Source organism: Mucilaginibacter sp. A3364, from assembly GCF_059690715.1.
Genome location: NZ_JCAWED010000001.1, coordinates 1,499,885 through 1,524,781, shown reverse-complemented (window position 1 = coordinate 1,524,781; position 24,897 = coordinate 1,499,885). Strand labels below are relative to the sequence as shown.

The 24,897-nt window shown below is 48.6% G+C and carries 34 protein-coding genes and 1 pseudogene; 11 read left to right on the top strand and 24 right to left on the bottom strand.

Translation table 11 applies throughout. The annotated features are described in order from the left end of the window. Positions 1–45 precede the first annotated feature (45 nt). The 9 genes and pseudogenes from AC59JT_RS06825 to AC59JT_RS06785 all read right to left on the bottom strand — a co-directional run bounded on the left by AC59JT_RS06825 (position 46) and on the right by AC59JT_RS06785 (position 6,481). On the bottom strand, positions 46–819 hold the full coding sequence (locus AC59JT_RS06825) for a DNA-formamidopyrimidine glycosylase family protein (RefSeq protein WP_497397104.1): 774 nt from the start codon (positions 817–819) through the stop codon (positions 46–48). A gap of 65 nt (positions 820–884) precedes the next feature. Further along, positions 885–1,085, bottom strand: coding sequence for a hypothetical protein (locus tag AC59JT_RS06820; RefSeq protein ID WP_497397102.1), 201 nt, complete (start codon positions 1,083–1,085; stop codon positions 885–887). Then, positions 1,082–1,375 carry a hypothetical protein gene (locus AC59JT_RS06815; RefSeq protein WP_497397100.1) on the bottom strand — a complete coding sequence of 98 codons (294 nt, stop codon included), beginning with the start codon at positions 1,373–1,375 and terminating at the stop codon, positions 1,082–1,084. The genes AC59JT_RS06820 and AC59JT_RS06815 overlap by 4 nt, the downstream gene beginning before the upstream one ends. Before the next feature lie 59 nt (positions 1,376–1,434). Next, positions 1,435–1,869, bottom strand: coding sequence for an Hsp20/alpha crystallin family protein (locus tag AC59JT_RS06810; protein WP_497397098.1), 435 nt, complete (start codon positions 1,867–1,869; stop codon positions 1,435–1,437). 159 nt (positions 1,870–2,028) lie between these two features. After that, positions 2,029–2,478 (bottom strand): annotated as a pseudogene (locus AC59JT_RS06805) (DUF892 family protein); the annotation flags it as partial. A gap of 133 nt (positions 2,479–2,611) precedes the next feature. Further along, positions 2,612–3,169 (bottom strand): YciE/YciF ferroxidase family protein, encoded by a 558-nt coding sequence (locus tag AC59JT_RS06800; protein ID WP_497397096.1) that lies wholly within the window; start codon positions 3,167–3,169, stop codon positions 2,612–2,614. Between the two features lie 81 nt (positions 3,170–3,250). Then, complete coding sequence (locus AC59JT_RS06795; RefSeq protein ID WP_497397094.1) at positions 3,251–3,736, bottom strand: DUF421 domain-containing protein; 486 nt, start codon at positions 3,734–3,736, stop codon at positions 3,251–3,253. Positions 3,737–3,740: 4 nt separating this feature from the next. Further along, positions 3,741–4,217, bottom strand: a complete 477-nt coding sequence (locus AC59JT_RS06790; protein ID WP_497397092.1) for an inorganic diphosphatase — start codon at positions 4,215–4,217, stop codon at positions 3,741–3,743. A gap of 50 nt (positions 4,218–4,267) precedes the next feature. Then, entirely contained in the window at positions 4,268–6,481 is a 2,214-nt protein-coding gene (locus AC59JT_RS06785) for a hypothetical protein (RefSeq protein WP_497397090.1), read from the bottom strand. Positions 6,482–6,780: 299 nt separating this feature from the next. On the opposite strand from AC59JT_RS06785, the gene AC59JT_RS06780 reads away from it, so the two are divergent. Beyond that, entirely contained in the window at positions 6,781–7,356 is a 576-nt protein-coding gene (locus AC59JT_RS06780) for a DUF4142 domain-containing protein (protein ID WP_497397088.1), read from the top strand. Positions 7,357–7,414: 58 nt separating this feature from the next. Here the strand turns inward: AC59JT_RS06780 and AC59JT_RS06775 are convergent, their stop codons facing one another. The 4 genes from AC59JT_RS06775 to AC59JT_RS06760 are packed head-to-tail and all read right to left on the bottom strand — an operon-like array spanning position 7,415 to position 10,724. Next, positions 7,415–8,398, bottom strand: a complete 984-nt coding sequence (locus AC59JT_RS06775) for an SDR family oxidoreductase (protein WP_497397086.1) — start codon at positions 8,396–8,398, stop codon at positions 7,415–7,417. After that, the gene (locus AC59JT_RS06770) at positions 8,395–8,880 is read right to left on the bottom strand and encodes a CinA family protein (protein ID WP_497397084.1); all 486 of its coding nucleotides are present in this window, start codon (positions 8,878–8,880) and stop codon (positions 8,395–8,397) included. The genes AC59JT_RS06775 and AC59JT_RS06770 overlap by 4 nt, the downstream gene beginning before the upstream one ends. A gap of 12 nt (positions 8,881–8,892) precedes the next feature. Next, entirely contained in the window at positions 8,893–9,189 is a 297-nt protein-coding gene (locus AC59JT_RS06765) for a DUF3175 domain-containing protein (RefSeq protein ID WP_497397082.1), read from the bottom strand. Beyond that, a complete protein-coding gene (locus tag AC59JT_RS06760) occupies positions 9,186–10,724 on the bottom strand; it encodes an FAD-dependent oxidoreductase (protein ID WP_497397080.1) in 1,539 nt (512 codons plus the stop codon). Before AC59JT_RS06760 ends, AC59JT_RS06765 begins: the two co-directional genes overlap by 4 nt. Positions 10,725–10,830: 106 nt before the next feature. On the opposite strand from AC59JT_RS06760, the gene AC59JT_RS06755 reads away from it, so the two are divergent. Genes AC59JT_RS06755 through AC59JT_RS06720 form a run of 8 tightly spaced genes read left to right on the top strand, consistent with a single transcriptional unit; the run spans position 10,831 to position 15,734 of the window. Further along, the gene (locus AC59JT_RS06755; RefSeq protein WP_497397077.1) at positions 10,831–12,039 is read left to right on the top strand and encodes a zinc-dependent alcohol dehydrogenase; all 1,209 of its coding nucleotides are present in this window, start codon (positions 10,831–10,833) and stop codon (positions 12,037–12,039) included. After that, positions 12,039–12,809: an SDR family NAD(P)-dependent oxidoreductase gene (locus tag AC59JT_RS06750; RefSeq protein WP_497397075.1), complete on the top strand. Its 771-nt coding sequence runs from the start codon at positions 12,039–12,041 to the stop codon at positions 12,807–12,809. Before AC59JT_RS06755 ends, AC59JT_RS06750 begins: the two co-directional genes overlap by 1 nt. Then, positions 12,809–12,985 carry a DUF6496 domain-containing protein gene (locus tag AC59JT_RS06745; RefSeq protein WP_497397073.1) on the top strand — a complete coding sequence of 59 codons (177 nt, stop codon included), beginning with the start codon at positions 12,809–12,811 and terminating at the stop codon, positions 12,983–12,985. Before AC59JT_RS06750 ends, AC59JT_RS06745 begins: the two co-directional genes overlap by 1 nt. A 1-nt stretch (position 12,986) precedes the next feature. After that, positions 12,987–13,985, top strand: a complete 999-nt coding sequence (locus tag AC59JT_RS06740; RefSeq protein ID WP_497397071.1) for an SDR family oxidoreductase — start codon at positions 12,987–12,989, stop codon at positions 13,983–13,985. Next, positions 13,954–14,955: an SDR family oxidoreductase gene (locus AC59JT_RS06735; RefSeq protein ID WP_497397069.1), complete on the top strand. Its 1,002-nt coding sequence runs from the start codon at positions 13,954–13,956 to the stop codon at positions 14,953–14,955. Before AC59JT_RS06740 ends, AC59JT_RS06735 begins: the two co-directional genes overlap by 32 nt. Before the next feature lie 5 nt (positions 14,956–14,960). After that, complete coding sequence (locus AC59JT_RS06730) at positions 14,961–15,311, top strand: hypothetical protein (protein WP_497397067.1); 351 nt, start codon at positions 14,961–14,963, stop codon at positions 15,309–15,311. Between the two features lie 10 nt (positions 15,312–15,321). Then, positions 15,322–15,507 (top strand): DUF2188 domain-containing protein, encoded by a 186-nt coding sequence (locus AC59JT_RS06725; protein WP_497397065.1) that lies wholly within the window; start codon positions 15,322–15,324, stop codon positions 15,505–15,507. Then, the gene (locus AC59JT_RS06720; protein WP_497397063.1) at positions 15,507–15,734 is read left to right on the top strand and encodes a KTSC domain-containing protein; all 228 of its coding nucleotides are present in this window, start codon (positions 15,507–15,509) and stop codon (positions 15,732–15,734) included. The genes AC59JT_RS06725 and AC59JT_RS06720 overlap by 1 nt, the downstream gene beginning before the upstream one ends. On the opposite strand, the gene AC59JT_RS06715 is transcribed toward AC59JT_RS06720, so the two are convergent. Further along, positions 15,727–16,362: an alpha-ketoglutarate-dependent dioxygenase AlkB family protein gene (locus tag AC59JT_RS06715; RefSeq protein ID WP_497397061.1), complete on the bottom strand. Its 636-nt coding sequence runs from the start codon at positions 16,360–16,362 to the stop codon at positions 15,727–15,729. The genes AC59JT_RS06720 and AC59JT_RS06715 overlap by 8 nt on opposite strands. A gap of 8 nt (positions 16,363–16,370) precedes the next feature. Here AC59JT_RS06715 and AC59JT_RS06710 point away from each other — a divergent pair, with 8 nt between their 5' ends. Beyond that, the gene (locus AC59JT_RS06710) at positions 16,371–16,751 is read left to right on the top strand and encodes a hypothetical protein (protein WP_497397059.1); all 381 of its coding nucleotides are present in this window, start codon (positions 16,371–16,373) and stop codon (positions 16,749–16,751) included. After that, the gene (locus tag AC59JT_RS06705; protein WP_497397057.1) at positions 16,751–17,104 is read left to right on the top strand and encodes a hypothetical protein; all 354 of its coding nucleotides are present in this window, start codon (positions 16,751–16,753) and stop codon (positions 17,102–17,104) included. Before AC59JT_RS06710 ends, AC59JT_RS06705 begins: the two co-directional genes overlap by 1 nt. Before the next feature lie 95 nt (positions 17,105–17,199). Here the strand turns inward: AC59JT_RS06705 and mobC are convergent, their stop codons facing one another. The 10 genes from mobC to AC59JT_RS06655 all read right to left on the bottom strand — a co-directional run bounded on the left by mobC (position 17,200) and on the right by AC59JT_RS06655 (position 24,685). Continuing rightward, positions 17,200–19,074, bottom strand: a complete 1,875-nt coding sequence (gene mobC / locus AC59JT_RS06700) for a conjugal transfer protein MobC (RefSeq protein WP_497397055.1) — start codon at positions 19,072–19,074, stop codon at positions 17,200–17,202. Between the two features lie 4 nt (positions 19,075–19,078). Continuing rightward, a complete protein-coding gene (locus AC59JT_RS06695; protein WP_497397053.1) occupies positions 19,079–20,266 on the bottom strand; it encodes a relaxase/mobilization nuclease domain-containing protein in 1,188 nt (395 codons plus the stop codon). Continuing rightward, positions 20,233–20,643, bottom strand: a complete 411-nt coding sequence (locus AC59JT_RS06690; protein WP_497397051.1) for a plasmid mobilization protein — start codon at positions 20,641–20,643, stop codon at positions 20,233–20,235. Before AC59JT_RS06690 ends, AC59JT_RS06695 begins: the two co-directional genes overlap by 34 nt. A 149-nt stretch (positions 20,644–20,792) precedes the next feature. After that, positions 20,793–21,038, bottom strand: coding sequence for a hypothetical protein (locus tag AC59JT_RS06685; protein ID WP_497397049.1), 246 nt, complete (start codon positions 21,036–21,038; stop codon positions 20,793–20,795). 142 nt (positions 21,039–21,180) lie between these two features. Further along, positions 21,181–21,786: an AAA family ATPase gene (locus AC59JT_RS06680; RefSeq protein ID WP_497397047.1), complete on the bottom strand. Its 606-nt coding sequence runs from the start codon at positions 21,784–21,786 to the stop codon at positions 21,181–21,183. 8 nt (positions 21,787–21,794) lie between these two features. Beyond that, positions 21,795–22,061, bottom strand: a complete 267-nt coding sequence (locus AC59JT_RS06675; protein WP_497397045.1) for a hypothetical protein — start codon at positions 22,059–22,061, stop codon at positions 21,795–21,797. Positions 22,062–22,195: 134 nt separating this feature from the next. Continuing rightward, positions 22,196–22,717 carry an ORF6N domain-containing protein gene (locus AC59JT_RS06670; RefSeq protein ID WP_497397043.1) on the bottom strand — a complete coding sequence of 174 codons (522 nt, stop codon included), beginning with the start codon at positions 22,715–22,717 and terminating at the stop codon, positions 22,196–22,198. A 2-nt stretch (positions 22,718–22,719) separates the two neighbouring features. Continuing rightward, entirely contained in the window at positions 22,720–23,022 is a 303-nt protein-coding gene (locus AC59JT_RS06665) for a hypothetical protein (RefSeq protein ID WP_497397041.1), read from the bottom strand. Between the two features lie 3 nt (positions 23,023–23,025). Then, positions 23,026–23,286 (bottom strand): helix-turn-helix domain-containing protein, encoded by a 261-nt coding sequence (locus AC59JT_RS06660; protein ID WP_497397039.1) that lies wholly within the window; start codon positions 23,284–23,286, stop codon positions 23,026–23,028. A gap of 124 nt (positions 23,287–23,410) precedes the next feature. Beyond that, the gene (locus tag AC59JT_RS06655) at positions 23,411–24,685 is read right to left on the bottom strand and encodes a site-specific integrase (protein WP_497397037.1); all 1,275 of its coding nucleotides are present in this window, start codon (positions 24,683–24,685) and stop codon (positions 23,411–23,413) included. Positions 24,686–24,897: the final 212 nt, after the last annotated feature.

Sequence of the window (24,897 nt, the reverse complement as noted above, 5' to 3'; positions counted from 1 at the left end):
AAACCCGGAATTGTTTGCCGCACTGACCCGATACCTCTATAGTACTTAATGAAACAGCCCCTGCGTCTCTGTATAATAGGTTGTCCGGCCACCGATCTTCTCCGATTTAATCTTTTCCCCTTTAGCAGTTTGCTTCAGTTTCGGGCTATGTACCTCCATAAAATCTTTTAATTCCCCTCTCAGCTCATCCCCATTAGCTTCCTCTATTTCTTTGATAGCTTTCCGGAGCACGAGGCCAAGGCTCTTAAACAATTGCGACGCAACTTTCTCCGGCAAGGCCCTAGCCACCGAAAACGGCGAAATACCCGCATGATACAGGATCTCGTCTGCATAAGAGTTACCGATCCCGCGGATGAAATGCTGATCCATGAGCAGCGTCTTAATCACCGTCCCTTTTTTAGCCAATAGTCCGGTAAAGTAAGCTTTATCCAGCGATAGGGCATCCGGCGCTTCCACTGGTTTGGGGTTCAACGTTGGGGTTGCCTGTTTCTGCATATCCACTACCGCAAAACCTGTCCCGTTTTTAAAATGGAAAGCCAGGATCTGGAATCGGGGCACCTCATCACTTTCCAGTTCCACCAGTTCACCGCGCAACATTAAGTGCAGCCCCAGCACCTGGCCGCCGGAAAAGCGGAACTGTAACGTTTTTCCTTCCCGTTCAACTTCTTCCAGCTCGCGGCCTTCCAACGCGGCGGTCAGCTCGGCAACCGTAACGTTCAATTTCTTCGCTACCATCACTTCCAGTTTGGCCAGTTTTTGGCCTTTAAACTTACGGGTGAGGATGCGGGAAAATACGGTTAAGTCAGGTAGTTCAGCCATGGTTATGTTTTTTTATACAACACCAATACCGATAAACTGTTCCGCATGAAACCAGCCCATGATACTTAAATTTGCCCGGCCCAGTCATCATCCCGGTCGGCCACCAGCGAACCAAACCAAAGCAAAAAGCCGATCACCAGGACGTTCCGGTGACTGACAGGCACCTGGTGGATCTTTCTGGCCAACAATAAAATGCCATCAACCAGCTGTACACAAAAAAGCAGTGAAAATAACAGTGAACTGTAAAATCCGATCTTCGCTTTCATAGCATCTCCTCTAGATTCTTCAAACGGAAGATCTCTTTAGCAATCAGTTTGCAGTTGAAGCCGAGTTCCTCCAGCGTACAGCACATACTTTTCATTTTCACCGGCAGGTCGTTAACCGTCTCCATCAGATCGATGTGCAGCGGGCAACTGGCCACCATGTCCGGATCACCCTTCAACTGCCGGAATAAACCGTAGGCCGCTTCGCGGTCATTCCCGAAAAAATACTGCCCGTAATCCACATAGCCCTGCGTAGTTTTCAGGCTTAACAGGATATAAAACTGTGTTTCCATAAGCATTAAATACCAAAGGCTCCTGCAAGCAGGAGCCCCGGAATAAAAAACTAATACACTTATTTGATTTCGATCTGGCGGCGTACCGCTTTGGCATCTTCGCGCTTAGCGATATCGATCTTCAAGACGCCGTCCACGTAACTGGCCTCGATCTGCGCATGATCGGCAGTTTCCGGTAGCGTGAACGAACGCACAAACGAGCTATAGCTGTATTCGCGTTTGCTGTAATTTTTTTGCAGGTCTTGCTGCTCAGCAGACTGCTCTACCGAAATGCTCAATTGGTTGCGCTCCAGATTCAGCTTGAAATCTTCTTTTTTAAGGCCCGGCGCAGCCAGTTCCACATGGTAATTGTTTTCGCTTTCGCTGATGTTGACAGCAGGTACGCGGGCCACCATGCGGTCGCTGAAAAAGGTATCATTGAAGATAGAATCAAAAACATCATTAAAGCCTGGCATTAATGTGTTGTTGGTTGGTTTGAATTTAACTAAGGTCATTGCCTATTCTCCTTTAAATTTTACTTTAAAAAATTGTTGAACAAAAGATTAATTAAACTAATACCCTCATTACAAGCACTATGCCAAGGCACTAGCCCTGAAAAATTTACAGTTTTACGCTGAAAAAATTTCAGTGCCGGTGTCAAAATTTCAGCGGTATTACAGGTAATTTTCCATGATCTCCTTAAATAACAGGTTATCCTCGCGCGCTTCATCGTAAGATTCCAGCAGCAGCTGTACGATTTCCCGCTCGTCCATTTTACCGGCGATCGCCATCATCGTATCAAAGGAAGCCTTTTCAATTGATTCAATATTGACCATGTAAAAAATGATCGACAGTTCTTCAGTCGATACGCTATCATCCGTGCCACCGATCGACTGAAATGCCTCATCCAATATGCCCGCCAAACCGATACAGCTTTCCGGCTGATAAAAACTATCCAGCTTAATATAGATGGCTTTGATCCGTTCCAGCTGGTTTTTTACGGCGTCCACCGTTTCCAAGACAGCCTGGTCCAGGTCCAGGAAATGCGAGCTTTTGGCGAGTTCCGGTAATTTTTTGGCTAACTGACTTTTGGCGCAATAGATCCGGTGGAGGTGACTGATAAAAAACCGGCGAAGTTCCTATTAGCCTAGCTTTCTTGGTGGGCGGCGGGCTGTATTTGACATATGGTAATATTTAATAGGATATAAAAACAAAGGGCCGCACGCGGCGGCCCCTCGTAAAACCGTGTTCTATTAATTATTCTACTTCCACTTCAGCGGCTTCGTTCACATAATTCTCCGCCACCTGGGTTAACAGGCTGTCGGCATTTTTTTCTTCGGCTAAGGTTTCGTCCAGCAGGCTTTGTGCCTGGCTGTAACCCAAAGTGCCGGCTAAGGTGCGTAGCGTACCGTAAGAAGCAATCTCATAGTGCTCTACTTTTTGCGCCGCAGATATAATGGCCACGTCGCGCACTTCGGTACCTTTTTCCGTATCAGAAAGTAATTCGGTAGCTTCTTTTAATAAACCTTCCATGGCCAGACATTTCTTAGCCACAGCTTTTTCATCGACCGAATTGAACACGCTTTCCAGGCGGACGATCTGATTTTTGGTTTCTTCCAGGTGAGTCGTAATCGTTTGTTTCAATTCTTCTGAAGTAGCACCCTTGATCAGTTTAGGCAAAGCCGCAGCTAAATGCTTCTCAGCCCAATAGATATCCTTTAACGCATCAACAAATAATTCTTTCAAAGCGCTTTCGGCTTCGGGAGTACGGCTCGCAGCTGCTGCAGCCGCCCGCTTGTTGTTTTTTGTAGGCATAATTGTAAATTTTAATGTTAAAAAAATAATAGAAGGACTGCAATTCTATCGCCCGGAATGATGCAAAAGCTGTTCCAAAAATCACTTTTTGATGGAGCTGATCTCGCCATTTCTTTCCATATAAACCTTGTCGATCCCGGACATTTCTTCCGTCATGGCAGACTTGCGCACGCCCTGCATCAAATCCTCCCGGCAGATTAGCGCTTTCTTCATATTGTCTTCCAGAAACTGCCCATTCTCGAACAGCAGGATCTTTTCGCCTTCGATAAGGCTGGCGAAGGCTTTACTGCGGGCGATCCATGCACCCACCACCCGGTGCAGTAACACGATTACGAAACAGCAAACCACTACCGGCACGAAATCCGAGGCGCCGACGATCGCGCGGCTCATTACTGCGCCCAGCGAGATCGAGATAATATTATCCAGCGGCGAGCGAACGCCGAATGAGCGTCGCCCCGATATGCGGATGAGGATAAGCGCGATCACGAACATAACAACGCCCCGGTCACTCATTTGCAGTGCGTTCAAATCTTTCCCCTCGCCAAAGAGCTTTACTAAGAGTTCCATCGTTTCAGTTGATTAGTTTAACAGCTTCTGCCGCATTCAGGCGCGCGGTTACTTTGAATTGCTTGCCTGCCTGTTGGTTGTAATTCTTAAAAAAATGTTCCAGCTGGTTCAAGATAGCATCCGGCAGTTCGTCCAGTGTGTTAATATCAGAGAACAACTGAGACACTTCCGGCACACCTAGGAACCGGTCGTTGCGCAGCGTCTGGCCGTCCCGTTCCGTTTGCTCGGCCTGCAGGGCACCAATGATCCGGCAATTGATCAGGCAGCCCGGGAACGTGCCGCTCTCCGAAATCACGATGATGTCCAGCGGGTCGCCGTCTTCACCTTTGGTTCCCGGGATCATGCCAAAATCGAACGGGAACACCAGTCCCGCCGGCAATATTTTATTGAGTCGGAAGCGGTTGGTCTCCGGCTCAAAATCAAATTTTTGGTTGAACCCTTTAGGGCTTTCTATCATCACTGTTTTATAATCCGTTGCCATTGCCTATTTTTAAATTAGTTCCACAAAGTCGGGTTGTCCCGCTAAGGTCTTCATGATGTCCAGTTAATACTTATTTCACTGTCACCGGGCACGGTTAGTTCTAAATGGCCTTGTTTCGTTTTTTTGGCCACATAGCTTTCCTGGTCCCCATTGATTGTAATGGTAAACGCCGGCATTTTGCCCTTACCTGTTTTGACCAGCATCAGGCGGGCCGTGAGCCGCCCGTCGCCAGCCAGTCTAAATTTAGCCGGACGGTGCTTTTTAGGCGTGAAACCGTAGGTCGGATAATCGGTAAAGATCATGAACGGCTGCCCGTCCACCTGCATATAATGCCGCGGCAGGATCCCAAAGGCATTACCCGCGCCGTAAACTTCCTGGCCCACCTCGCCTGACTTTTCCCAACCGTCGTGCAGGTCTTCCAGCGCGATCCAGAGACTAGCATCAACTTCGCCGGTTTTCACCTCTTCCGATAACATCTCTGTTGGGAGCATTGTCGGGTAATAATAACAGGCCCGGTCGACCAGGTAACGAATATATTCCGCGATCAGCAGCCGCAGCGATGGCAGGATATCCTGCCCCTCCGCATGCTTCAGGTAATCATGCAGCGCGCAGAACACTTCCTCTTCTTCATAAGCGGCCGTATAGGGCGCGTCCCTTAAAGGGAATAGTGCAAAGAATGAAGGAAAGTTGAGCCCGTAACCATAATTACAATCCCAAAGCCTCACATTGGTAAAAATATTGGCCAGGCATAAATAACTCAATTCTTTATAAATTTCTTTTCCGGTTATCCTATGAAGCCTAAGCAGCGCACCGGCAGAAAATGCAGTGTTATTTGCCTGGTACAATAAATCAAATCCCAGCCCGCACAGTTTCTGCGCGGCTTTTTCGGCTTCCGCTAAATAGCGTTTTTCACCGGTCAGTTCCCAGGCCTGCAGCATCACGTGGGCATATAAACCCGGTACGTCTTTTTCACCGCCTTTACCCGGGCGTGTTTCCGCTTTCAGCACCTCCAGCGTATCCATTTGATAAAATACCGGCCAGTTATAATCAAAATGCCTTGCAACTTTAATGGCGAAGTTAATTGAATCGACAAATAACTGCTTAGCCTGAGCGTCGCCTTTCAGCGCCAGCCGCGACAAGTTAAGTAACGGATGCTGCAAATACCAGGAATCCATCACGAGTGGCTTTTTATGCTCTTCCTCGCCCTTTAAAGCATCTGTAGCCTTTGGATGCCAGCGCATAATAGTACCCAGCTTTTCATCATAAAACGGTGGTAGGCCTTCTTTAATGGTAATCATCATCGGGCAATCCGTGTCCTTCCATTCAACGTAGTCCTGCAAGGGCAGTTGGACTGCCAACTGTACCATGATTTCCGGCGGTGTGGCATAATCGCATACGTAGGCGTTGAGGTAATGTTTACCATTCACCTGTGACCAGCAGCCGGGACTGTCTTGCAGGTCTACCAGCCCTTTATGTAAGATATCCGGCCAATCTTTATAACTGGTAGCCGGTTTGGGAAGTTCCAGGTAAACCGCGGCCAGCAGATCTAAATATTGCCGTACCACTGCCGTTTCATTGGCCGGTACTTCGTCTGATAAAGCAATGACGGCATCTGATAAGACATAATCCTTTCCAGCAGCCAGTGGTTTATTTTTGATCGTTGGCGGTAGCGCGAACCCTACTTCCGGCCACTCCCCGCCGACGGCATCACCCGCTGACGTTTCGGTGTCCTGGTTATAATCCGCCAAAGCGGTCAGGTTTTGCAGATAAAAAACCGATCCCGCTTTTGGCCGGGTCAGGTTAAAATAGAGCTGTCCGGAGCGCGTGCCTACCTGGCTCACCTTAATATCGCCCGCGGCCAGCAAGTCGCTACCCGACGCACCTAAAGGCATAATATCGCGTGGCCAGTAAGGGAACAGCACCGGCGCGGCGGTATGCAGCGTAGTTGTCAATCGCAAAACCGGGCTATCTCCGGCAGGAAGACGTATGACCGATTCATATTCACCCATCAGCGAACCGATCCTCAAGGTAAGGTGCTGGTCCTTTTCCAATATCTTTTTGAGTTCAAGCCGATCGTTCGGCGAGTAAGCCAGGCGAAAAGCCATACGGCAGCCTTTCGGCCATTCTACAACTAGCCAGCATGAATCGCCGGCTACAAAAACTTTAAAGGAATAGCCGAGGGCCTGCTGTTCAAAAACAGGACTGAGGTCCGCGTCATTTAATTGGATATGGGCATTGGAAAGCCAGGCTGAGGTTGCATTCATTGTCGTCAAATTTGATCGTTAAACAAAACTTCAATACACCGGAACGCGTCGGACGGCGCCCATAAAAAACCTAGAACAATAACTTTTCGCTGATAAATTTTGTTTTTAAATTTTCTTTAAGATTTATTTAATTAATTAAAAACATAACTAAATCCCACAGGTTTTGTATATCGAGCCGATCCTCTGCAACCAGCCGAGCCTTAGAAATTATGATGCCCCGGGGCAAATCAAACACAATTTCAAACATATCAGCTACAAATAATCAAATACAACATATGTTTAACTTCAATCATCCTAAAATGAAAAAACTAAATTTATTGATGGCAGGTGCCGTTATCGTGGCAGCCCTGCAGGCTTGTTCCGGCAACCAGAACGCGACGACTAGTGACAGCACTACCGTAAAAACAGATAGCGTGACTACCATTGAAACTGATACAGTGAACGTATTGGCTGATACCGCATTTGCAGCAAAAGCGGCTGTCGGCGGCATGGCCGAAGTTGCCTTAGGTAAAATGGCTGCCGCTAGAGGCATCGATGCTCAGGTCAAAGATTTTGGTAACATGATGACGATGGATCATGGCAAAGCCAATGCAGAACTGATGAGCATCGCCAAAGCCAAGAATATCATGCTACCGGCAACGCTGGACGCCGAGCACCAGGCCAAAAGCGATAGCCTAAGCAAACTGAGTGGTAAAGACTTTGACAAAGGCTATGTAGAGGTGATGGTAGAAGGCCATAAAAAAACGCTGTCGCTGATGCAGTCTGAAGCTACCAGTGGCAAGGACGCGGAGTTGAAAGCCTTTGCGGCCAAAACCGCGCCGGTGGTGCAAATGCACCTGGATCATATCTTAAAGATCCAAAGCAGCCTGAAATAATCATCTGACAGGTTCACATATCACTTTAAGGGAAGCTGCTATCAAATAGCGGCTTTTTTTATCTTTTGCGTCTGCTGACGAAATAGATGCCCAGCGCTAAGCCACTTAACAGCATTCCCGCAATGTATTTGCGGTGGGCTTTAGGTTCGCCCGGCAAACCAAACCCACCGTGGGTAGCCATGCCATAATCCACCGTGGTAAAAACATTACCATCACTTAGCGCAATGGACTTTGCCTGTTTCAGGTAGCGGCGCATGACCACCCCTGTTAACTTCGTCATCAGTTCCGGAAAAATAGCATGACCCAGTTTTAAGAGCGTAGAAGCGCTGCCCACGTAGGTGTTCGCGTCAGGCTCTAGCGCAACTTTGATCATCGCCTGCGCCAGACGCACCGGGTCATACACCGGCGGCGCGGGTTTCAAAACCTTGCCGGTATGGTTGCCCGCATGCTGAATGCCCGGCGTATCCAAAAATGCAGGGAACAGGTCGCAGACGTAGATATCCGGCCATTCAGCCAATTCGCCCTTCAGCGCTTCCGACCAGCCGCGCAAACCGAACTTGCTGGCGGTATAACCCGAGCCATAAGGTACCGGCAGGAAGCCGCCGATAGAAATATTATTGATCAGGATCCCGGTTCCCTGCGCTTTAAAAAATGGCAGCACCGCGTGCGCGCCGTTCATATAACCCAACAAATTCGTTTTAATGACTTGCTCATGCACAGTCACCGGCGTTTTATCAAAATCACCGGCAGCCAATACCCCGGCATTATTGATCCAGACATCGACACGCCCCTGCCAGTCATGGGCTGCATTGGCCAAACCGATCATCGCTTTGCTGTCACTCGTATCCGTGGGCACCACCAGCACTTCAGCTGCTAATTCGCGGCACTCGGCCGCCACTTGTTCCAGGGCTGTCTCATTTCTGGCTGCTAACACTAAATAAACGCCATACAGTGCGAACTCCAGGGCCGCTGCACGGCCTGCACCGCTCGAAGCACCAGTGATCACAACGGTTTGTCCGTTCAGCCTTTTTAAATCTTTCATGCTATTTTATCTAATTCCGCAGCCAGCAATTCTGCCGCTGCTTCAATGGTTTGATGAATAATTGCCTCGCAGGTCCCCTGAAAGACTTTACGGAAACCCGCCTCCCGGCCCTGGATCAGTATAAACACAAACATAGTACCTACAGGCTTTTCCGACGTTTCACTTCCGCCGGGCGTGGTCAGACCGGTAATGGCGACCTGCACATCTGATACGATCAGTTCCCGCAGCCCGTAAGCCATTGCGCGCGTAACCTCCATCGATTCCGGCGTGTATTCGTCGATCATTGCCTGCGGCACGTTCAACAACTGCACTTTCAGGCTGGCATCATAACAGGCGAGCCCTCCCTTAAGCACAGCACCGGATTCTTCGGTCAGCGCAAACGCCGCACAAAGCCAGCCGGCAGTAGCACTTTCTGCCAAGGCAATCTTGAGGCCCTTTCGGGCTAACAACTTACCACACCAACTTATCTTAGCGTTAGCCATGTCTGCTTTGGTTTATTGCTCAGCCTTATGAAAAAGTTTCCTCAACTTATTTTTGGCCTTTTCCAGCGGCGCGCGTTGCCGTCTGCTCAGATTTTTACCGGCGCGGTTCTCATAAAAATTGAGCATTGACATCGCACTTTGAAATGGCGAGCCTTTGAGCCGATCACTCTTTTCTGCAGAATGCTTTAGCGACGACGCTATTTTGTCCGGATCCCTGGATTTAAAGATGTCTTTATCCAGGTCCATTGCGTTGCTGTGTGCTGTTACCTTTCCGGACCACTTTTTGACAAGCTTCTTGTTTTTTTTCATGACTGTTTGATTTTTGCCAGGTTTTTTGTTGCCGGCCCGGTCAACACCTTACCGTTGATATCATATCGTGCACCGTGGCAAGGGCAGTCCCAGCTTTTTTCCTCACCGTTCCAATTCACGATACAGGCCGCATGCGTGCACACCGGGCTGAGCGCATGGATCCCGCCGTCTTCATCTTTATAGGCTGCAACCTTTTCGCCGTTGACTTCGACCACCTTGCCGGTGCCCGGCTGTAACCTTTTCAGCGAGTCGGTTTCATGGATTCCGAAACGGTCCGCCACGAACTTATAGGCTACATCCGCATTCTCTTTCACAAATTCGGTAAAACTATCGACCGGCTTCACGCGGGAGGGGCTGAACACCTTTTGAAATTTACTGCCCCGGCCGGTAATCAGATCAGCTAATATTTTCCCGGCAATACTGCCCAGCATCATGCCGTTGCCGTTATAGCCCGTCGCGCAGTAAACGCCATCAGCAGCCATCGGCATCTGGCCGATATAAGGCAGGCCATCTACTGGTACATAATACTGGCTCGACCAGCGGTACTTAACTGATGAGATATGATAATATTTGCGGATATATTTTTCCAGGTCGGCAAAGGCTTTTTCGGGATCTTCGTGGCCGGTCTTATGATCCAGGCCGCCAACCAATAATAGCTGTTCGCCGTCAACCAGGTGCGTACGCACATAGTGGTAAGGCTCCTGCGTATCATAGATCAGCGCATCCGGATAGCTGTCGCTTTTTAGTTTAACTGCCATCACATAACTGCGGTAAGGCGCGCACTCGAAATTGAACAGGTTAATATTTGGCGGCATATGCGTTGCGTACACTACAGTTTTGGCGCGAATCGAGCCTGTTTCCGTATCGGCGGTATGCACGCCGTCAGCAAATGAAATATCCTTAACTAATGTATTATCCAGGATAGCACCGCCTGCTTTCATAAAGGCATCTTGCAGCCCCAGCAAATATTTCAATGGATGAAACTGTGCCTGGTTCTCCCAGACCAGGGCCTTTAGATATTCCACGGGTGTTGGCACCTCTTCCGTATAATTCACACTGACGCCAACCTTTACGGCACCATTGTAAATATCGTCCAGTTGTTTGGCTTCGTCCTCATCCTCGGCATATAAGTATCCGTGTTTATGCTCATGATCACAATCAATCCGGTAAGTATCGATATTGGCCTTGATCAGCGCGGCGCCTTCCGCAATAGCATCGGCAAATAGTTGTGCACCCTCCTCACCAAAAGCGCTTTCGGCCTCTTTGTAAGTCGTGTCCGCAAAAGTATTAATATGCGCGCTAGTGCCGCCGGTCGTACCGAAGCCTAAGGCATGCGCATCGGCAACGACCACCTTCATGCCCGCTTTCTGGAGCAGCAAAGCCGCGGTCATTCCGGTGATCCCCGCGCCGACTATTAAAGTGTCATAGCTCTTCGGTGCCGGCACAACAGCCGCAATAATCGTTTTATTTAAGCCGATTTGCCAGGGGCTGACCGTCGCGCCGTCCCTTGCGATGGAAAGAATTTGTTTTGCCATACCCTAACTACAAAAAGGGCTTCACTGGTGTTTCAAAATTTTAGAAATTTTTAAACAATAAATTTTCTTTCAAGTTAATTAAGAACATCGATAATTAAATCTACTTATGAAAGCAGCAGTATTTCACAAACCCGGCGACATTCGCTACGACACCGTTGAAGATCCGAGACTTGAGCAGGATACGGACGTTATTTTAAAGGTCACCTCTACCGCTATCTGTGGTTCCGACCTCCACATTTTAAGCGGCGGCGTACCGCAGCCAAAACCCATGGTGATGGGCCATGAATTCATGGGCATCGTCGAAGAAGGAGGCAAAGGTGTGAAGAATCTGAAGAAAGGCGATCGCGTGGTCGTTCCGTTCCCCATCTCCTGTGGTCATTGTTTCTTTTGCCAGCATGACGCTTCGCCGGCCTGCGAGAATTCCAACTATAAACATTACGGTCCGAACGGCGATATGGCCGATCAGAAAGGTGCGGCCTTGTTCGGTTACACGGATCTCTATGGCGGATATTCGGGCGGTCAGGCGGAATACGTGCGCGTCCCCTATGCCGATATCAGTCCACGGGTCGTGCCGGATAATATGACTGACGAACAGGTTTTATTCCTGACCGATATTTTCCCAACCGGCTGGTCTGCTATTGACTGGGCGCAGCTTAAAGGCGGTGAGGTCGTGGCTATTTTTGGTTCCGGCCCCGTAGGACTGATGGCCCAAAAAGCAGCCTGGATCAACGGCGCCAGCCGCGTGATCGCGATCGACCCGTTAAATTACAGGTTAGAAAAAGCCAAAGCCGTTAACAAAGTGGATACCCTTAACCCACACGAAGTAGACGTGGTAGAAGCAATCCGCGAAATGACCGGCGGACGCGGTGCAGACGTTTGCGTTGACGCAGTAGGCTTTGAACCTGAACGTGACTTGCTGGATAAAGCGAAAGCTTTGTTCAATTTTGAGGTCGGCAGCATGAAAGTCTTGGATATGGCTTTCAAAGCCGTGCGCCGGATGGGCACTGTCTCTATCATGGGGGTTTATGGCTCTACTTACGATAATTTCCCCTTACATCGTGTATTTGATAAAGGCATCACCTTAAAAATGGGCCAGGCACCGGTGTTGAACTATATCGACCACCTGATCGAATTGGTAAAAACCGAAAAGGTCGTCCTGGACGACATCATCACCCATACTTTACCGCTAAGTGAAGTGACGCATGGCTATGAGATCTTCAACAAAAAAGAGGAAGACTGTGTAAAAGTAGTTTTGAAACCCTGGGAACAACGCAAAGAAACTGAAAACACGGAACCCGTAAAGATCGAGCACTAATGAAAAACCAACAAAAAACAGCACTGATCACCGGTGGCACGAGCGGCATCGGTAAAGAATTGGCCAAACTATTCGCGGCCGATGGTTACGAATTGATTATTGTAGCGCGTGAACCAGGCAACATTGCAGCTGAACTGGGCACTAAGGTAGAAACGATCGCAAAAGACCTGTCCAACATGGATGAAGCTTTCGCGCTTTGCCAGGAACTCGGCGACCGCCGGATCGACGTGCTGGTCAATAATGCCGGCATGGGGGCTTACGGTCTGTTCCAGGATAACGAGATCGAACGGGAACTAAACATCATTCACCTGAATATCTGCGCCACCGTGATCCTTACGAAACATGTCGTCAAACAAATGGTCGCCCGCGGCGAAGGTAAAGTATTGAACCTCGGCTCGGTTGCCGGTAAGTTACCCGGTCCCTGGCAAGCGGTTTACCATGCGACCAAAGCCTTTGTGCTTTCCTTTACTACCGCTATCCGCGAAGAACTGAAAGACAGCGGCATCACCTTTACCGCCCTGATGCCCGGCGCCACCGATACCGACTTTTTCAACAAAGCCGACATGCAGGAGAGCAAAGTAGTGCAGGACAAAGAAGCCCTGGCCGATCCGGCCGAAGTAGCCAAAGATGGTTATGAAGCCTTGATGAAAGGCGAAGACCGGGTGATCTCCGGCTTCAAAAATAAAGTTGAGGTCAATATGAGCAACCTGATGCCCGACAGCGCGGTCGCTCATACGATGTATGAACAACAAAAACCGGTAGACGAATAATGGCGAAGTACTCAGAAAAAGCGCAGGACAAGGTCCATCAGGCTTTACACGAAGAAAAAGAAGGCACGCTGAAAAGCGGCAGTGGTAAAAAAGTAACCAGTAAAAAACAAGCGATCGCTATCGGTTTGTCCGAAGCCCGCAAGGCCGGTGCCAAGGTGCCAAAAAAGAAAGATTAAGATGAACGAAAATAACCACATCAGCCGGCGACAAGCGGTCGCCGGTATTGGCGCGACCCTCGCGGCGGCCGCTATTTCGCCCGCATTTGCAACAGACAGAAAAACGAACATGGAAAATATACCATTAGAAGACCCGACGGCCAAATACCCGAAGCCACCATTCAAAGAACAATCGCAACCCTGGCCGGGCCTGGTCAGCAAGATGGACCCGCGACCGGATCACGGCGAGACCAGCTACAAAGGCTCCGGCCGCCTAAAAGGCCGTAAAGCCCTGATCACCGGCGGTGACAGCGGTATGGGCCGCGCAGCGGCCATCGCCTATGCCCGCGAAGGTGCTGATGTCGCGATCAATTATTATCCGACCGAAGAACCTGATGCACAGGAAGTGATCGCCATTTTAAAAAAAGAAGGTGTCAAAGCCATCGCCATTCCCGGCGACCTGCGCGATGAAGCCTTTTGTAAGAAACTGGTCGATGAAGCGGTACGGCAACTGGGCGGACTGGATATCCTGGTCAACAATGCGGCCCGGCAGCAAACGCAAAAGTCGATACTGGATATCACCAGCGAAGCTTTTGACGCGACCATGAAAACCAATATCTATGCGCCGTTCTGGATCACCAAAGCGGCCTTACCGCATCTGAAGCCGGGGGCGGCGATCATCAGCACCACTTCGGAGCAGGCTTACGATCCGTCGGCGGAACTGCACGACTATGCCATGACCAAAGCGGCGAACATGAGCTATGTCAAATCCATGGCCAAACAATTAGGGCCAAAAGGCATCCGCGTTAATGGCGTCGCGCCGGGACCGATCTGGACACCACTTCAGGTCAGCGGCGGCGCGACCATGGAAAAACTGAAAGAATTTGGCGGGCAAACTTCCCTGGGCAGACCCGGACAGCCGGTCGAACTCGCCTCGATCTATGTACAATTGGCGGCCAGTGATGCCAGCTATGCGACCGGACAGGTCTATGGTGCTTCAGGCGGCGGCGGAAACCCTTAAAAATATGAAAACACTAAGCCATAAAACGGTCGTGATCACCGGCGCCTCCAGCGGCGCCGGCCGCGCCGCTGCATTGAAATTTTCGCAACACCAGACCAGCATCGTTTTGGCCGCCCGCAATGAAACCGCCCTGAACGATGTGAAAGTCGAATGCGAAAGCCTTGGCGCGCAGGTCCTGGTCGTAAGCACAGATACCAGTGACAGTAAAGCGGTCATCAACCTGGCAAATACCGCTAATGACTGGCAAGGCAAGATCGATGTTTGGATCAACAATGCCGGCGTACTTGCAGCGGGTGATTTCGATCAGACCCCAATGGCCGTCCACGAACAGGTGATCAAAACCAATTTGTTGGGCTATATGAATGGGGCGCATGCCGTGCTGCCCATCTTTAAAGCCCAAGGTTTTGGCGTCATCATCAATAATATCTCTATCGGCGGTTTTCTGCCAGTACCTTACGGCGCGGGCTACACCGCTGCCAAGTTCGGTTTGCGTGGCTGGTCAGAAGCCTTGAAAGGCGAACTTGCCCCATTCAAAGACATCCATATCTGCGACCTCTTTCCGGCCTTTCTGGACACCCCCGGCATTCAACATGCCGGTAACCATACAGGCAAAGCGCTGAAACCTGCACCACCGGTCTATGACCCCAACCGCCTGGCGGATGCGATGGTAGAATTAGCGCAAAACCCAAGGTCCAATACGTATGTCGGTAGCGCATCATTGCTCTTAAAACTTTCACATGCCATCTTCCCGGAACTGACCACCAACATCACCGGGATCGTCATGCGACGCTACCTGAAAAAAGCCGAACCGATCGCGCTGAGCGATGGCAACGTATTTACGACCGTGGATTACGGCATGTCGACCCATGGCGGCTTTGGCCTGCCCGGCGCACCAAAAGCGCACCGGAAATATATTGGCGCAGCTATGCTGGCGGGATTAGCCGCAACCATTTACCTCTTTAAAAAATAAAACCTATGAATAAACCCATCAGCCCAAGGACCCATGCCCTGATCGACTACGCCTTAGTAGGCGGCCTATTGGCCCTGCCATCGTTATTACGTTTAAATAAAAATGCCAAACTGATCTATATCGCGGAAGCCGCCATCTTATTACCCTACATCGCACTGACCAAACAACCCGCGGCGGTCAAAGGTCTGATCCCGTTCAAAACCCACGGCAAGATCGATCCGTTCAATATCGCCCAATTCGCGGCGCAATCATTTTTACCGGCTTTTCGTAAAGAGCAAAAAGCGCTGCTCTTTAATATCGCGTTCACGGCCGTCGCCGGATTGACCGTATTACTGACCAAATTCAACAGCAAATAAAGGAGGAACTATGCCCTGGCACAACGGCGACTATCCGCCATCTTATAAGAACCAACCCAAATACCTGCGGGATAAAGCGGTCGAGATCGCTAACGAGGTACTGAAAAAAACCCATAATGAGGGCGAAGCCATCGCGACCGGCCTGAAACAAGCGCGTATACATTTTGAGCATCACCCCGAAGAGATCCCTAAATAATGCCATCCGCCGTTATCAAAAACTATAACTACCTGCCCGAACAGGAGATCCTGGAGATCACTTATCATTCGGGCAAGGTCTATCACTACCTGAATGTGCCCGAAAAGGTCTTCAAAGCGATGCGCTCGACCATGGTTAAAGGCATCTGGTTCAATAAAAACATCAAAGGTAAATATGCTTTTAAGGAGGTGACACCAGGTCTGGAACAACCTCGGTTGTTCAAATGACCTGCCTGAAAGTAAGATTGACCCGCGCCTTCATTGGCCGGGTCGACTTGGCGATGCGATGCTCCCAGTTCTCCTGCAATCCCGCTTTCATCAGCAAAAACGAGCCATGTTCCAGTTTCACGGAATAATGCTCCCGATGATCCCGCTTATTCCGTATATCAAAACTTCTGACCCGCCCGAAACTTACCGAAGCGATCACCGGTTGACTCCCCATGATACTTTCCTTATCACTATGCCAGGCCACCGAATCATTACCATCCCGGTAATAATTCAATAACACGCTGTTAAAACGAATACCCGCCAAAGGCTCGACCAGTTCCCGTATAATCAACAATTCCGGTGTCCAGGGAAATGCATCCTTTATCCGTTCCGTCTCGCCGTACCAACAGGTCAGTCGCGGCGTCAAATATTCCTTTTCCCATAAACGCTGCGTCGTTTGCTTCCAGGGCGTAGTCGCCATCAAATGCGTCAGTAATTGATCGGCTACTTTTGGCGCGATAAGACGAGGTGTATATTCCAGCAAATGCTGCGGCAACCCATTGCTCTGACCCTTTTCCGGAAATAAAGCGAACTGTTTCATCAGTACAAAAATAAAAAACGCTTTTGTTTTTGCTAATATTTTTAGCATAAATTTGTATGATTAATATCAAAATTATGAGGTACCAGGTTTCCATTATAGGCAAAAAGACACTGATCGCGGATACTTTATCAGCCTTCCGAATGGTCGTGACAGAACAGCAGGATTGGCAGTTAAAGCCCGGATCAGCTTATGGTTTAGGGACATTCTATGTGGTTAAGGGTGGTTTCGTACCAGCGAAAAACTTTGTGTTCGCCGCGATCAATACAGCTGATGAGGTGTTGACAGATATAGATATCGATTCTATGAAAGCCGCAATGGATTTTTACTTTTTAATGTTGCTGAACACAGAACTATACGTGAAGGAATTTCCCAAAGACTCAACATTATTTGCGCAGGAAACCAAGCGCACCCATGGTTCCACTCCGATAACTGTGTAATGTGCGCTTATCAAACCAGACAGTTCGATGCTGTGGCAAAACAGGACTTGGTAGATCGGATCTGGCACAATCCACGCCTGCTGCGCAGGATCACAGAGCATGAACTGCAATACCTGTTCGAGTTTAATCCGCAACGCGGTTTGTATATCGATCTGCGAGCCTTTGAACCGGATTATTACCGAGAAGTATTTTGGCCTGCCGCAGAAAAGAAAGCGCACATCGATGCCTTGGTGGCGAAGCTTTGTGAGGTCTTAAGATCAACGCCACGCAAATCCGTCCGTGTGGACCTGACATTCACTCTAATAGTGCGGCATATGTCTCGAAAGCTGGTTAGTGGCGGACCTGCTTTATGATCTTCGGCCGGCAGAAACAATAAACCTGCCGTTGAGTTTGAAGGACTGATTGGCATTACCCATTCAAGTCCCAGTTGATCATTGATATTAACTGATCAGTCTGCAAGTTGCGCGATATCTGCTTTGATCCGCTGGTAATTCTGTTGTACTTCGGTAACAGATACTTTGCGCACTACCGGAATATTCTGGTAGACTTGCTCTTCCGCGCTGATAGCGCCATGATCGTTTTGGATATGATTATGGAACATTTTGAGGTCGATCTTATTGTTCGGATCATCAGCGACCATACCAACGAACTCCCCCGAGGACAACGCCGCGATCTTCGCCGCAGGTATAGCATAATCGAGTTGTGTCGAACGACTGACGGAGGTGTCACTGCTATTGATGGAGACACTCTCCTTTTGCTGGTTGATCTTACCGAAACGCTCGGCCAGTTGCTTGGCCGTATCGCCGGTCACCTGCCCGCAAATGATATTCCCGACGATATTCATGATGACCTCGGCCTGTTCACGGCCATAGTCTTTTTTTAGCTGGCTGTAATCCTGCACCGCCAGCGTCACCGCCACTTTATTGGACCGGGCCGTCGCGATCAGGTTGTCGATACCGTTAAAATAAATGGTGGGGAACTCGTCAAAGATCAGGCTGCATTTCTGTTGGTGCTTTCGATTGACCAGCTTGTTGATGCGGTTGATATAAAGCGACAACACCGCGCCATAGACCTGTGACTTCTGCGGATTATTGGCCAAACAAACCACTTTCGGGTCATCCGGATTATTGATATCCAATGAAAAGTCATTACCGCTCAGCACATAATAGAGCTGTGGTGAAGACAGCCTGGCTAAGCTGATCTTAGCGCTCGCAATCTGTCCTTCCAATTGCTCGAAAGCTTCATTCCGCCAGGCAGAGATAAAGGGATTGATCAGGACCTCGATCTCCGGCTCGTTGCCTAAGACAGCGAACAATTCCTTGTAGTCCATCAGCGATAACTCGATCACATGCGGCAAAGTGCAATACCTCCCGCCTTCGTATTTTTTGAGGAACCAGATCAGCGCCGTGACAAAATTGATCGGCGATTCGACAAAGAAGTCGCCCTGCTTTTTGATCCATTCCCGGTTCAGGCCCAGCATGATCGTCCGCGCCGCTTCCATCGCATCCGTGATATCGGTCATGGTCTCCGGCTCGAGCGGATTGCTGCGGTGCATGATGTGCTCAAAATTGATGACGTAAAAGGACCGCCCGCCGCTTTTGCCCAGGGCGTTGTAGGCGATCTTGCTTAGGTCATCATATTTAAAGTCGTAAATCAGCATACTGAAGCCTTTAGCGATGTGCTGGGTGATGATATGCCGGATCACAAAATAGGACTTCCCCGCGCCGGGACTACCGCCGACCAAAGTACCCCGGAAAGGATTGATGATATTGATCCAGCTATCGCGGACCTTGCCTTTGAGCTGGTATTTTGCCGGCAGGTTAATGGAATACTCATTGTTTAAATGTCGTTCCTCCTGCGGAAAGGTCTCGTTCTCCTTATTAAAGATATCACCCGCCAGTTGCAGCTTCAACCTGCGAAACAGTAAGCTGCCACCGGACATAAACAGCAAATAACCTAATGTCGTGCCACCGAGGTAAAGCCAGTCATGGAGGTAATTGCTGACAAAATATAGCGTCAGGCCGACGCTCAAATAAGTAATGATCGTGCCGGTCCTGATCTTTTCATCCTTCTTGCCTTTGCTGCCAATAAGCGATACGATCAGCAGGCCCAGCGCGCTGAGTTTGACATTCATGACGGTTTTGAAGATCGGTAATCTCGCTACCGGCAACAGAACCTGATCGCTTATTTCGTGCGTGAGTTTGAGTTGCTGAAACAGCGGGTACCAGGCAAGGTAAAAATGAATGAGCAATATGGCGATGCTGAGCAATCGCGTGAAGTCGATAATCTTTCTGAGGGCTTGTTCGTTCTCTCCGGTTTGCATGGCTTTAGTGGTTTTGTCGTTTACGTTTCTTTTTGAATTTATTCAGGGCGGCGAGGTCCTGGGGTTCGGGTTGGAAAAGGATATCAAGTAGTTCGGTATTGGTACTTTCTGTTATTGCCTCGCTGTCGGCGCTTGTAGTTTGTTGCGTGGTAGCTTTGACATCAGTGTGGAAGTGTGAGCTTAGCGCATTGGCGCTGTAGGCTTTGCCGAGGTCGCTGCCGTTGAACACACATTTACTTTGCTGGTCGATATAGGTCACGCCGTATAGTCTCCCCTCCTCATTACTTCGGAAGATCACTTGTACCTGCTGCTGGTCGAGGTGCTTTTGGAATTGGTGGGGTTTGTTATGTTTCAGCGCGGTATCGATCTTTTGCACAAGGGATGCTTTGTGCGGTTTTCGCAGTGCTTCACTGAGCCGGAAGCGTTCCCGGAGATTCTTTAGCGTCGGTTTGCCGTAGATGCTGCTGGCCTTGATCGGTACGCCCAGCTTTTCGCCTTTTTCATTGCTGAGCCAATACAGCAAGCCGTCGTGCGCTTGCATCCGCGAGTCTTTAGCACCGGCATCCGCCACTACATGGTATTGTTGCAGCACCGCATTGAACTCCGGCAAGCTGGTGAATTTATATTCGCGGATCACCTGGCTGACGATATTGGTCAACTGGCGTTTAGTTTCGCCTTGGCCATACTCCACCTTGTTCGCTTTCTCCGGCTTTTGCTGAGGACGGTCTTCGGCTCTGACCAGCGGGTACTTTGCTTCTATGGCTTTACGCGTTTTCTCCGACTTATCCTGGCCCAGGTAATGTAAGCTGATGCGTTCGCCGCTGGCTTTGATATTGGTAGTGACGATATGGATATGCGGATGGCCGGCATCCGTGTGACGATAGACCAGGAAGGGCTGGTTCTCGAAACCTATACCTTGCATATAATCTTCACTGATCTTTTGGAGTAATTCGGTCGGTAAGTTCTCGCCATTAGCGAAGTTCAGCGAGATATGCACGGTGTTCGTTTTGGTGCGTTCGTTCCTTGCAGCCAGGTCCGTCAGACGATGCAGCTTATCGTAGAAATTCATGTCAGTCGGTTCTTTCAGATAACCGGGCGCATGGATCAATGTGGCTTTTCCTTGCTTTACTTTGTTCTCGTTATAGTTGAGCGCGCCTCTCAGGCTTTTTCCGCTTTTGATCTTTGCGACCATAATTCCGCATATTGATTCATTTGTAGTTTGATCTGATTGATGGCTGGTTCTACCCTGCTGGTGATCGTCGCGAGCAGGTTTCGCCACAGATCCGCCCCTGCCTGACCGTGTGCTAAATTGATATTCCGCACGGCCTGGTTGAGATTATTTCCTACTGAGTTCAGCTCCCGTCTTAGTAAAACCAGTTCTTCCAGGATGTCATCCATCGCTTTGTCACGATAGGTCACGGTGATATTTTTCTCCAGCAACACGTTGCGCGTATACTCGCTGAGCTTGCGGAAAGTGGTCTTTTTAAAGCGGCTTTCGAGCAGTTCATACTCCTGCGGTTTGAAGCGCGTGATCACTCTCCGGCTGCGGTTATCTGCTATTTTTTCCATGGTTCTGATGGGTTAGGAAAACACCGACTTCGGAGGGGTTGACCTTGGGGCAGTTTTCCCCGGTGACCGGGGCAAGATGCGTTTGTCAGACAAACGTACATCTTGCTGACCGCTGCGAAGCGGCCGGTCGAAACCTCTTGCTGGTATTCTCATGTTGACTTTTTAAGGTAAGTTTGAAGTGCTTCGATGAGCACGTCTTTGATGGTACGTTCGTGTTCCAGTGCGAATCGTTTCACCTGTTTGACCAGGGATTTAGGCAGCCAGTTATTGAACTGTACCTCCTTTTCTTTCGGCGTTACCGCTTTGACAGGTTGTACTTGCTGGATCGGTGTTGTGGGCTGCGCAGTTTTCAGTTTGCCGGCCAATGCACCGAGTTTGTCTTTGTAATCATTCATGCTGCTATCTTTTTAGCTTGCTAGCAAACTAGCAAAGGTTGATAGATCGCTATCTTTATAGCTTGCTAGCAAACTAGCAAAGGTTGATAGATCGCTATCTTTATAGCTTTGTAGTTTTACAGGGTGCTAAAATGCTAGCATTTTAGCTTGCTATCAGGCCTACGATTTCTTCGGCCAGTGCCGTGATCTCGTCTTTCGCCTTCTGGTCATTGCTTTTTAATATGCCGCCGCTGATTGAGGAACGGGCGATGCTCACGCGATCATGGATCACGCTTTGCAGCAAGGGCGTTCCCATTTCTTCCAGTAAGCCGGTAATGTCTTTGTTGATGCCCCAGCGATGCTTGATCATGTTCAGAACAATGCCCGCTTTGACATGTCGTTGTTGCGCCTGCGCTTCCTGGATCAACGCCAAGGTGGAGCGGATCGCCATTACATCAAAGAAACCGGCTTTGGTCGGCACCAGAATAAAATCTGAGTGCTGAAACAACTCTGCCAATCGGTTTGACAAATACGGCGGCGTGTCGATGATGATGAGATCATAACTCAGCTTTTGAATATCGTCGAGCTTATCCAGGCCGATGATGGCTAAACCTGGAAATTCTTCTTTGAGATGATACAGGCTGCCTTGCAGGTCTGTGTCAACGACAGCGACGGATAGTTGATCCTGGAAACAAAGTGCCAGGTTGATAGCGAGCGTGCTTTTGCCGACGCCGCCCTTTTGATGAGCGATGGTGATGATCTTTGCCATGATGTGTATTATTTGTTGATGTTTCTTAGTTTCTTTAGCCAGGCGGCTGCGAGTACTTTCCAATTGCGATGGGGTCTGCCCTGCGGTCCGCACCAGCCTGCATTGCGGTAAAAGTTGTAGAATGGCGTTGCTTCCTCAGTGCGGCCTTCCTGGTCGAAATAGATGTGTACTAAGGGAAATTCAGGTGGCATTTCGTAACCAAAACCTTTTTGAGTAATGGGCGTCACGGTAAGGGCTATTTGCCTTGAACTACGTCTGGCTTTACGTTTTAACATGCTGCAAAATTGTGCGGGTCTGTGCAGGCAATTTCAACACTTTAACCAAAGGGCGGTGATATAATGATAGCTTGATAGCAATGTATCAGGCTATAATCCTAGCAAAAAGGTATCGCATGTAGCGATACCTTTAATCAGCTTTGAAGCTTAAACCCGATGGGTTCGCGCGGTTCGTTCTTTTGCTGGATGAGTTGCTTCAGAGTTTGAAAAATCAGTTGGATGTCGTCATCGTGCTGAACAATTAGTTTTTCCAATTGCTCAAATTTGAGGAGAAGGTCTTTCTGTGAGCTGAGCATTTCCCGGAATTTGACAAAGACTTCAATAATCTTAATGCTCATGAGGATAGCCTGTTGACTTTTAATAACATTGGCCAACATCAAGATGCCGTGTTCGCTAAATACGTATGGTAGTGTCCCGCCCAGCGCCTGCCGGGAAGGTATCACATTTTGTGATACCATAGCGTCGGCCTCTTGCTCCGTCAATTGAAACATAAAGTGACCGGGGAAACGATCGGCATTTCGTTTGACCTGCTGACGCAAACGTATGGGAATAGTACCGTACATTTCAGCAAGGTCTTTGTCGAGCATGACTTTGATGCCGCGAATGAGATAGATCTTTTCAGCGATCTGCTGATCATTTGTTGAAAGAGTTTCCATGATTAAGTTAAATGGGGAGTGACGCTGGTCAGGTAGACCAGGCTCCCCTGATAATAGTTATAAGAAGGGATGTAGTGAATAACGCCCATCGAGATCAGATCTTTGATGCACTTGTGATAGGTCGCGATAGAATGGATATGCGCCAGTGACATCAATTCTTTGCGGTAGACCGGGAAGGGTTCGCAAAAACGATGTTGTTTCCAATGCCAGAATAAGGCGAGAAACAGGCTTATATGACTGGGCAATACGTCGTCATTGTTGGCGGCACTGATCATAAAGCGCGCCAAAGTGTTCAGTTGTTTCATAAGCTATTGGTTACCGGCCAGCATTCTATTGATGTCTTCCTGGTTATAATACATGATGCCACCTACGCGCGTAAATTTGATAATACCATTGATGCGCAAACTGGTAAGCGTATTGGGTGAGATATTGAGCAGTTTCCTAACCTGCGCACTCCTGAGCCACTTCAGCGGTTGACCGCCAGTTTGTCCTACTATGCCTTTGATTTTTTCGACGAGCCGGTTTTCAAATTCGACCAGGTCTTCTTTGGTGATGATTTCTGCTGCCATATTTCGATGCGTTTTAAATTAAACCCCGCATGAATTTATGCGGGGTTTCAAATCTGTACATCTCGACGCAAAGGAAATCAACCCTCATGAACGGCTTGTGTGTTTTTTAAGCGTTTTTGCGTCGTTAAAAGTCAACAAGTCCGGTGTTTTCTTTCAGAATTGGAGAATTTGCGAAGAAATCACTGTCCTGTAATTTTCTGTCCAGTTCCACCATGTCCTCGTTGACTTTGATGGCGAGTACTTTGGCGTAATGCTGGGTTTGCCGCAGGCTTTTGTGACCCATCATCTTGCTGATAGTTTCCATCGGCACGTTGTTCGCGAGTGTAATGGTCGTTGCGAAAGTATTCCGTGCGATCTTGGAGCTTAGTTCAATTTCAATATCGCAGCGTTCGGCTATTTCTTTGAGATAGCTGTTATACTTCTGATTGCTCAAAACCGGCAACAGCATATCGGTAATAATGCAATGCTCATCATAGGCGTACTTTTGTAGAATACCTTTGGCAATAGGCAGTAACGGGATAACAGCGGCTGTACCTGTTTTTTGGCGGTTCTTATTAATACGTAATTCTCCATTGGTGGCGATGCTAACTTCTGAACGTTTAAGCTGCTTCATATCTATGAAAGACAATCCGGTGAAACAGGAAAAAATAAACAGATCTCTCACCCGGCCCAGGCGCGAGGTTTTAAGCTCTTTATTGACAATACGCTGCACTTCTTCTTTGGTCAGATATATAGTATCGACTTCATCCCGGTTCATATCGAACTTGGCAAATGGGTCAGCCAGCAACCAACCGTTGTCCACGCAGTCCAGTACGATCTTTTTCATATTGGCGATATTCTTCAGCGCGGAATTCCGATTTAGCTTTTTCACCATCCTGAACCAGTGATAAAATTTCTTGATGAACTCCATGTCCAGTGACAGGATATTGATATCATCTGTTTTGTACTCAGACTTCAGAAAATGCGCTACGTGTTTGTAAGCAGTTTCGAAATTGGTATGTGTTCCTTTGGCCACACCGTTCCCAATCATTTCAGCCAATTGCTGATTGTGCTTTTTAAATAAGGCCAATAGCATCCACTGACGCTGGTCTTCACCAGAAACAATATCTCTAATAGCTAATGCAGTTACGACCTTTCCTCGGTCGATCAGATGTGTGCGGGCGTCATACGCTTTGTTTTGCAGAATATCGAGGTAGGAATTTAATGCTTTGACTTCCTCCTTATTGCCATTGACACGGTTTGCTCTCGGATTCCATTTCTCAGGTTCACACAAGCGTTTGGTCGACATTTCCTTTTGAACGCCGTCTACAGTAATTCTTAAGTAAATTAACACCGGGCCTTCACTGTAATCTTTCGGTTTTTTCAGGTAAAACAGTAAACCTAAACTTTTCTCTAGCATGATCACTCACGATTTTAAATGAATAAATATCGACATGAGTATCCCAAAAATCAAGATGTTCATTTTATGAACATCTTATAAATCAGCAAGTTAAACCACTTCCAGTGAGTAAGATTGAGCGTTGTAATTTTACTCACCGAATCACTCACTGGAAGTGTGCGTTTTGTCGTTTTTTTTGGTTTTGCGTTAAAACAAAAAAACCTGTAAATCAA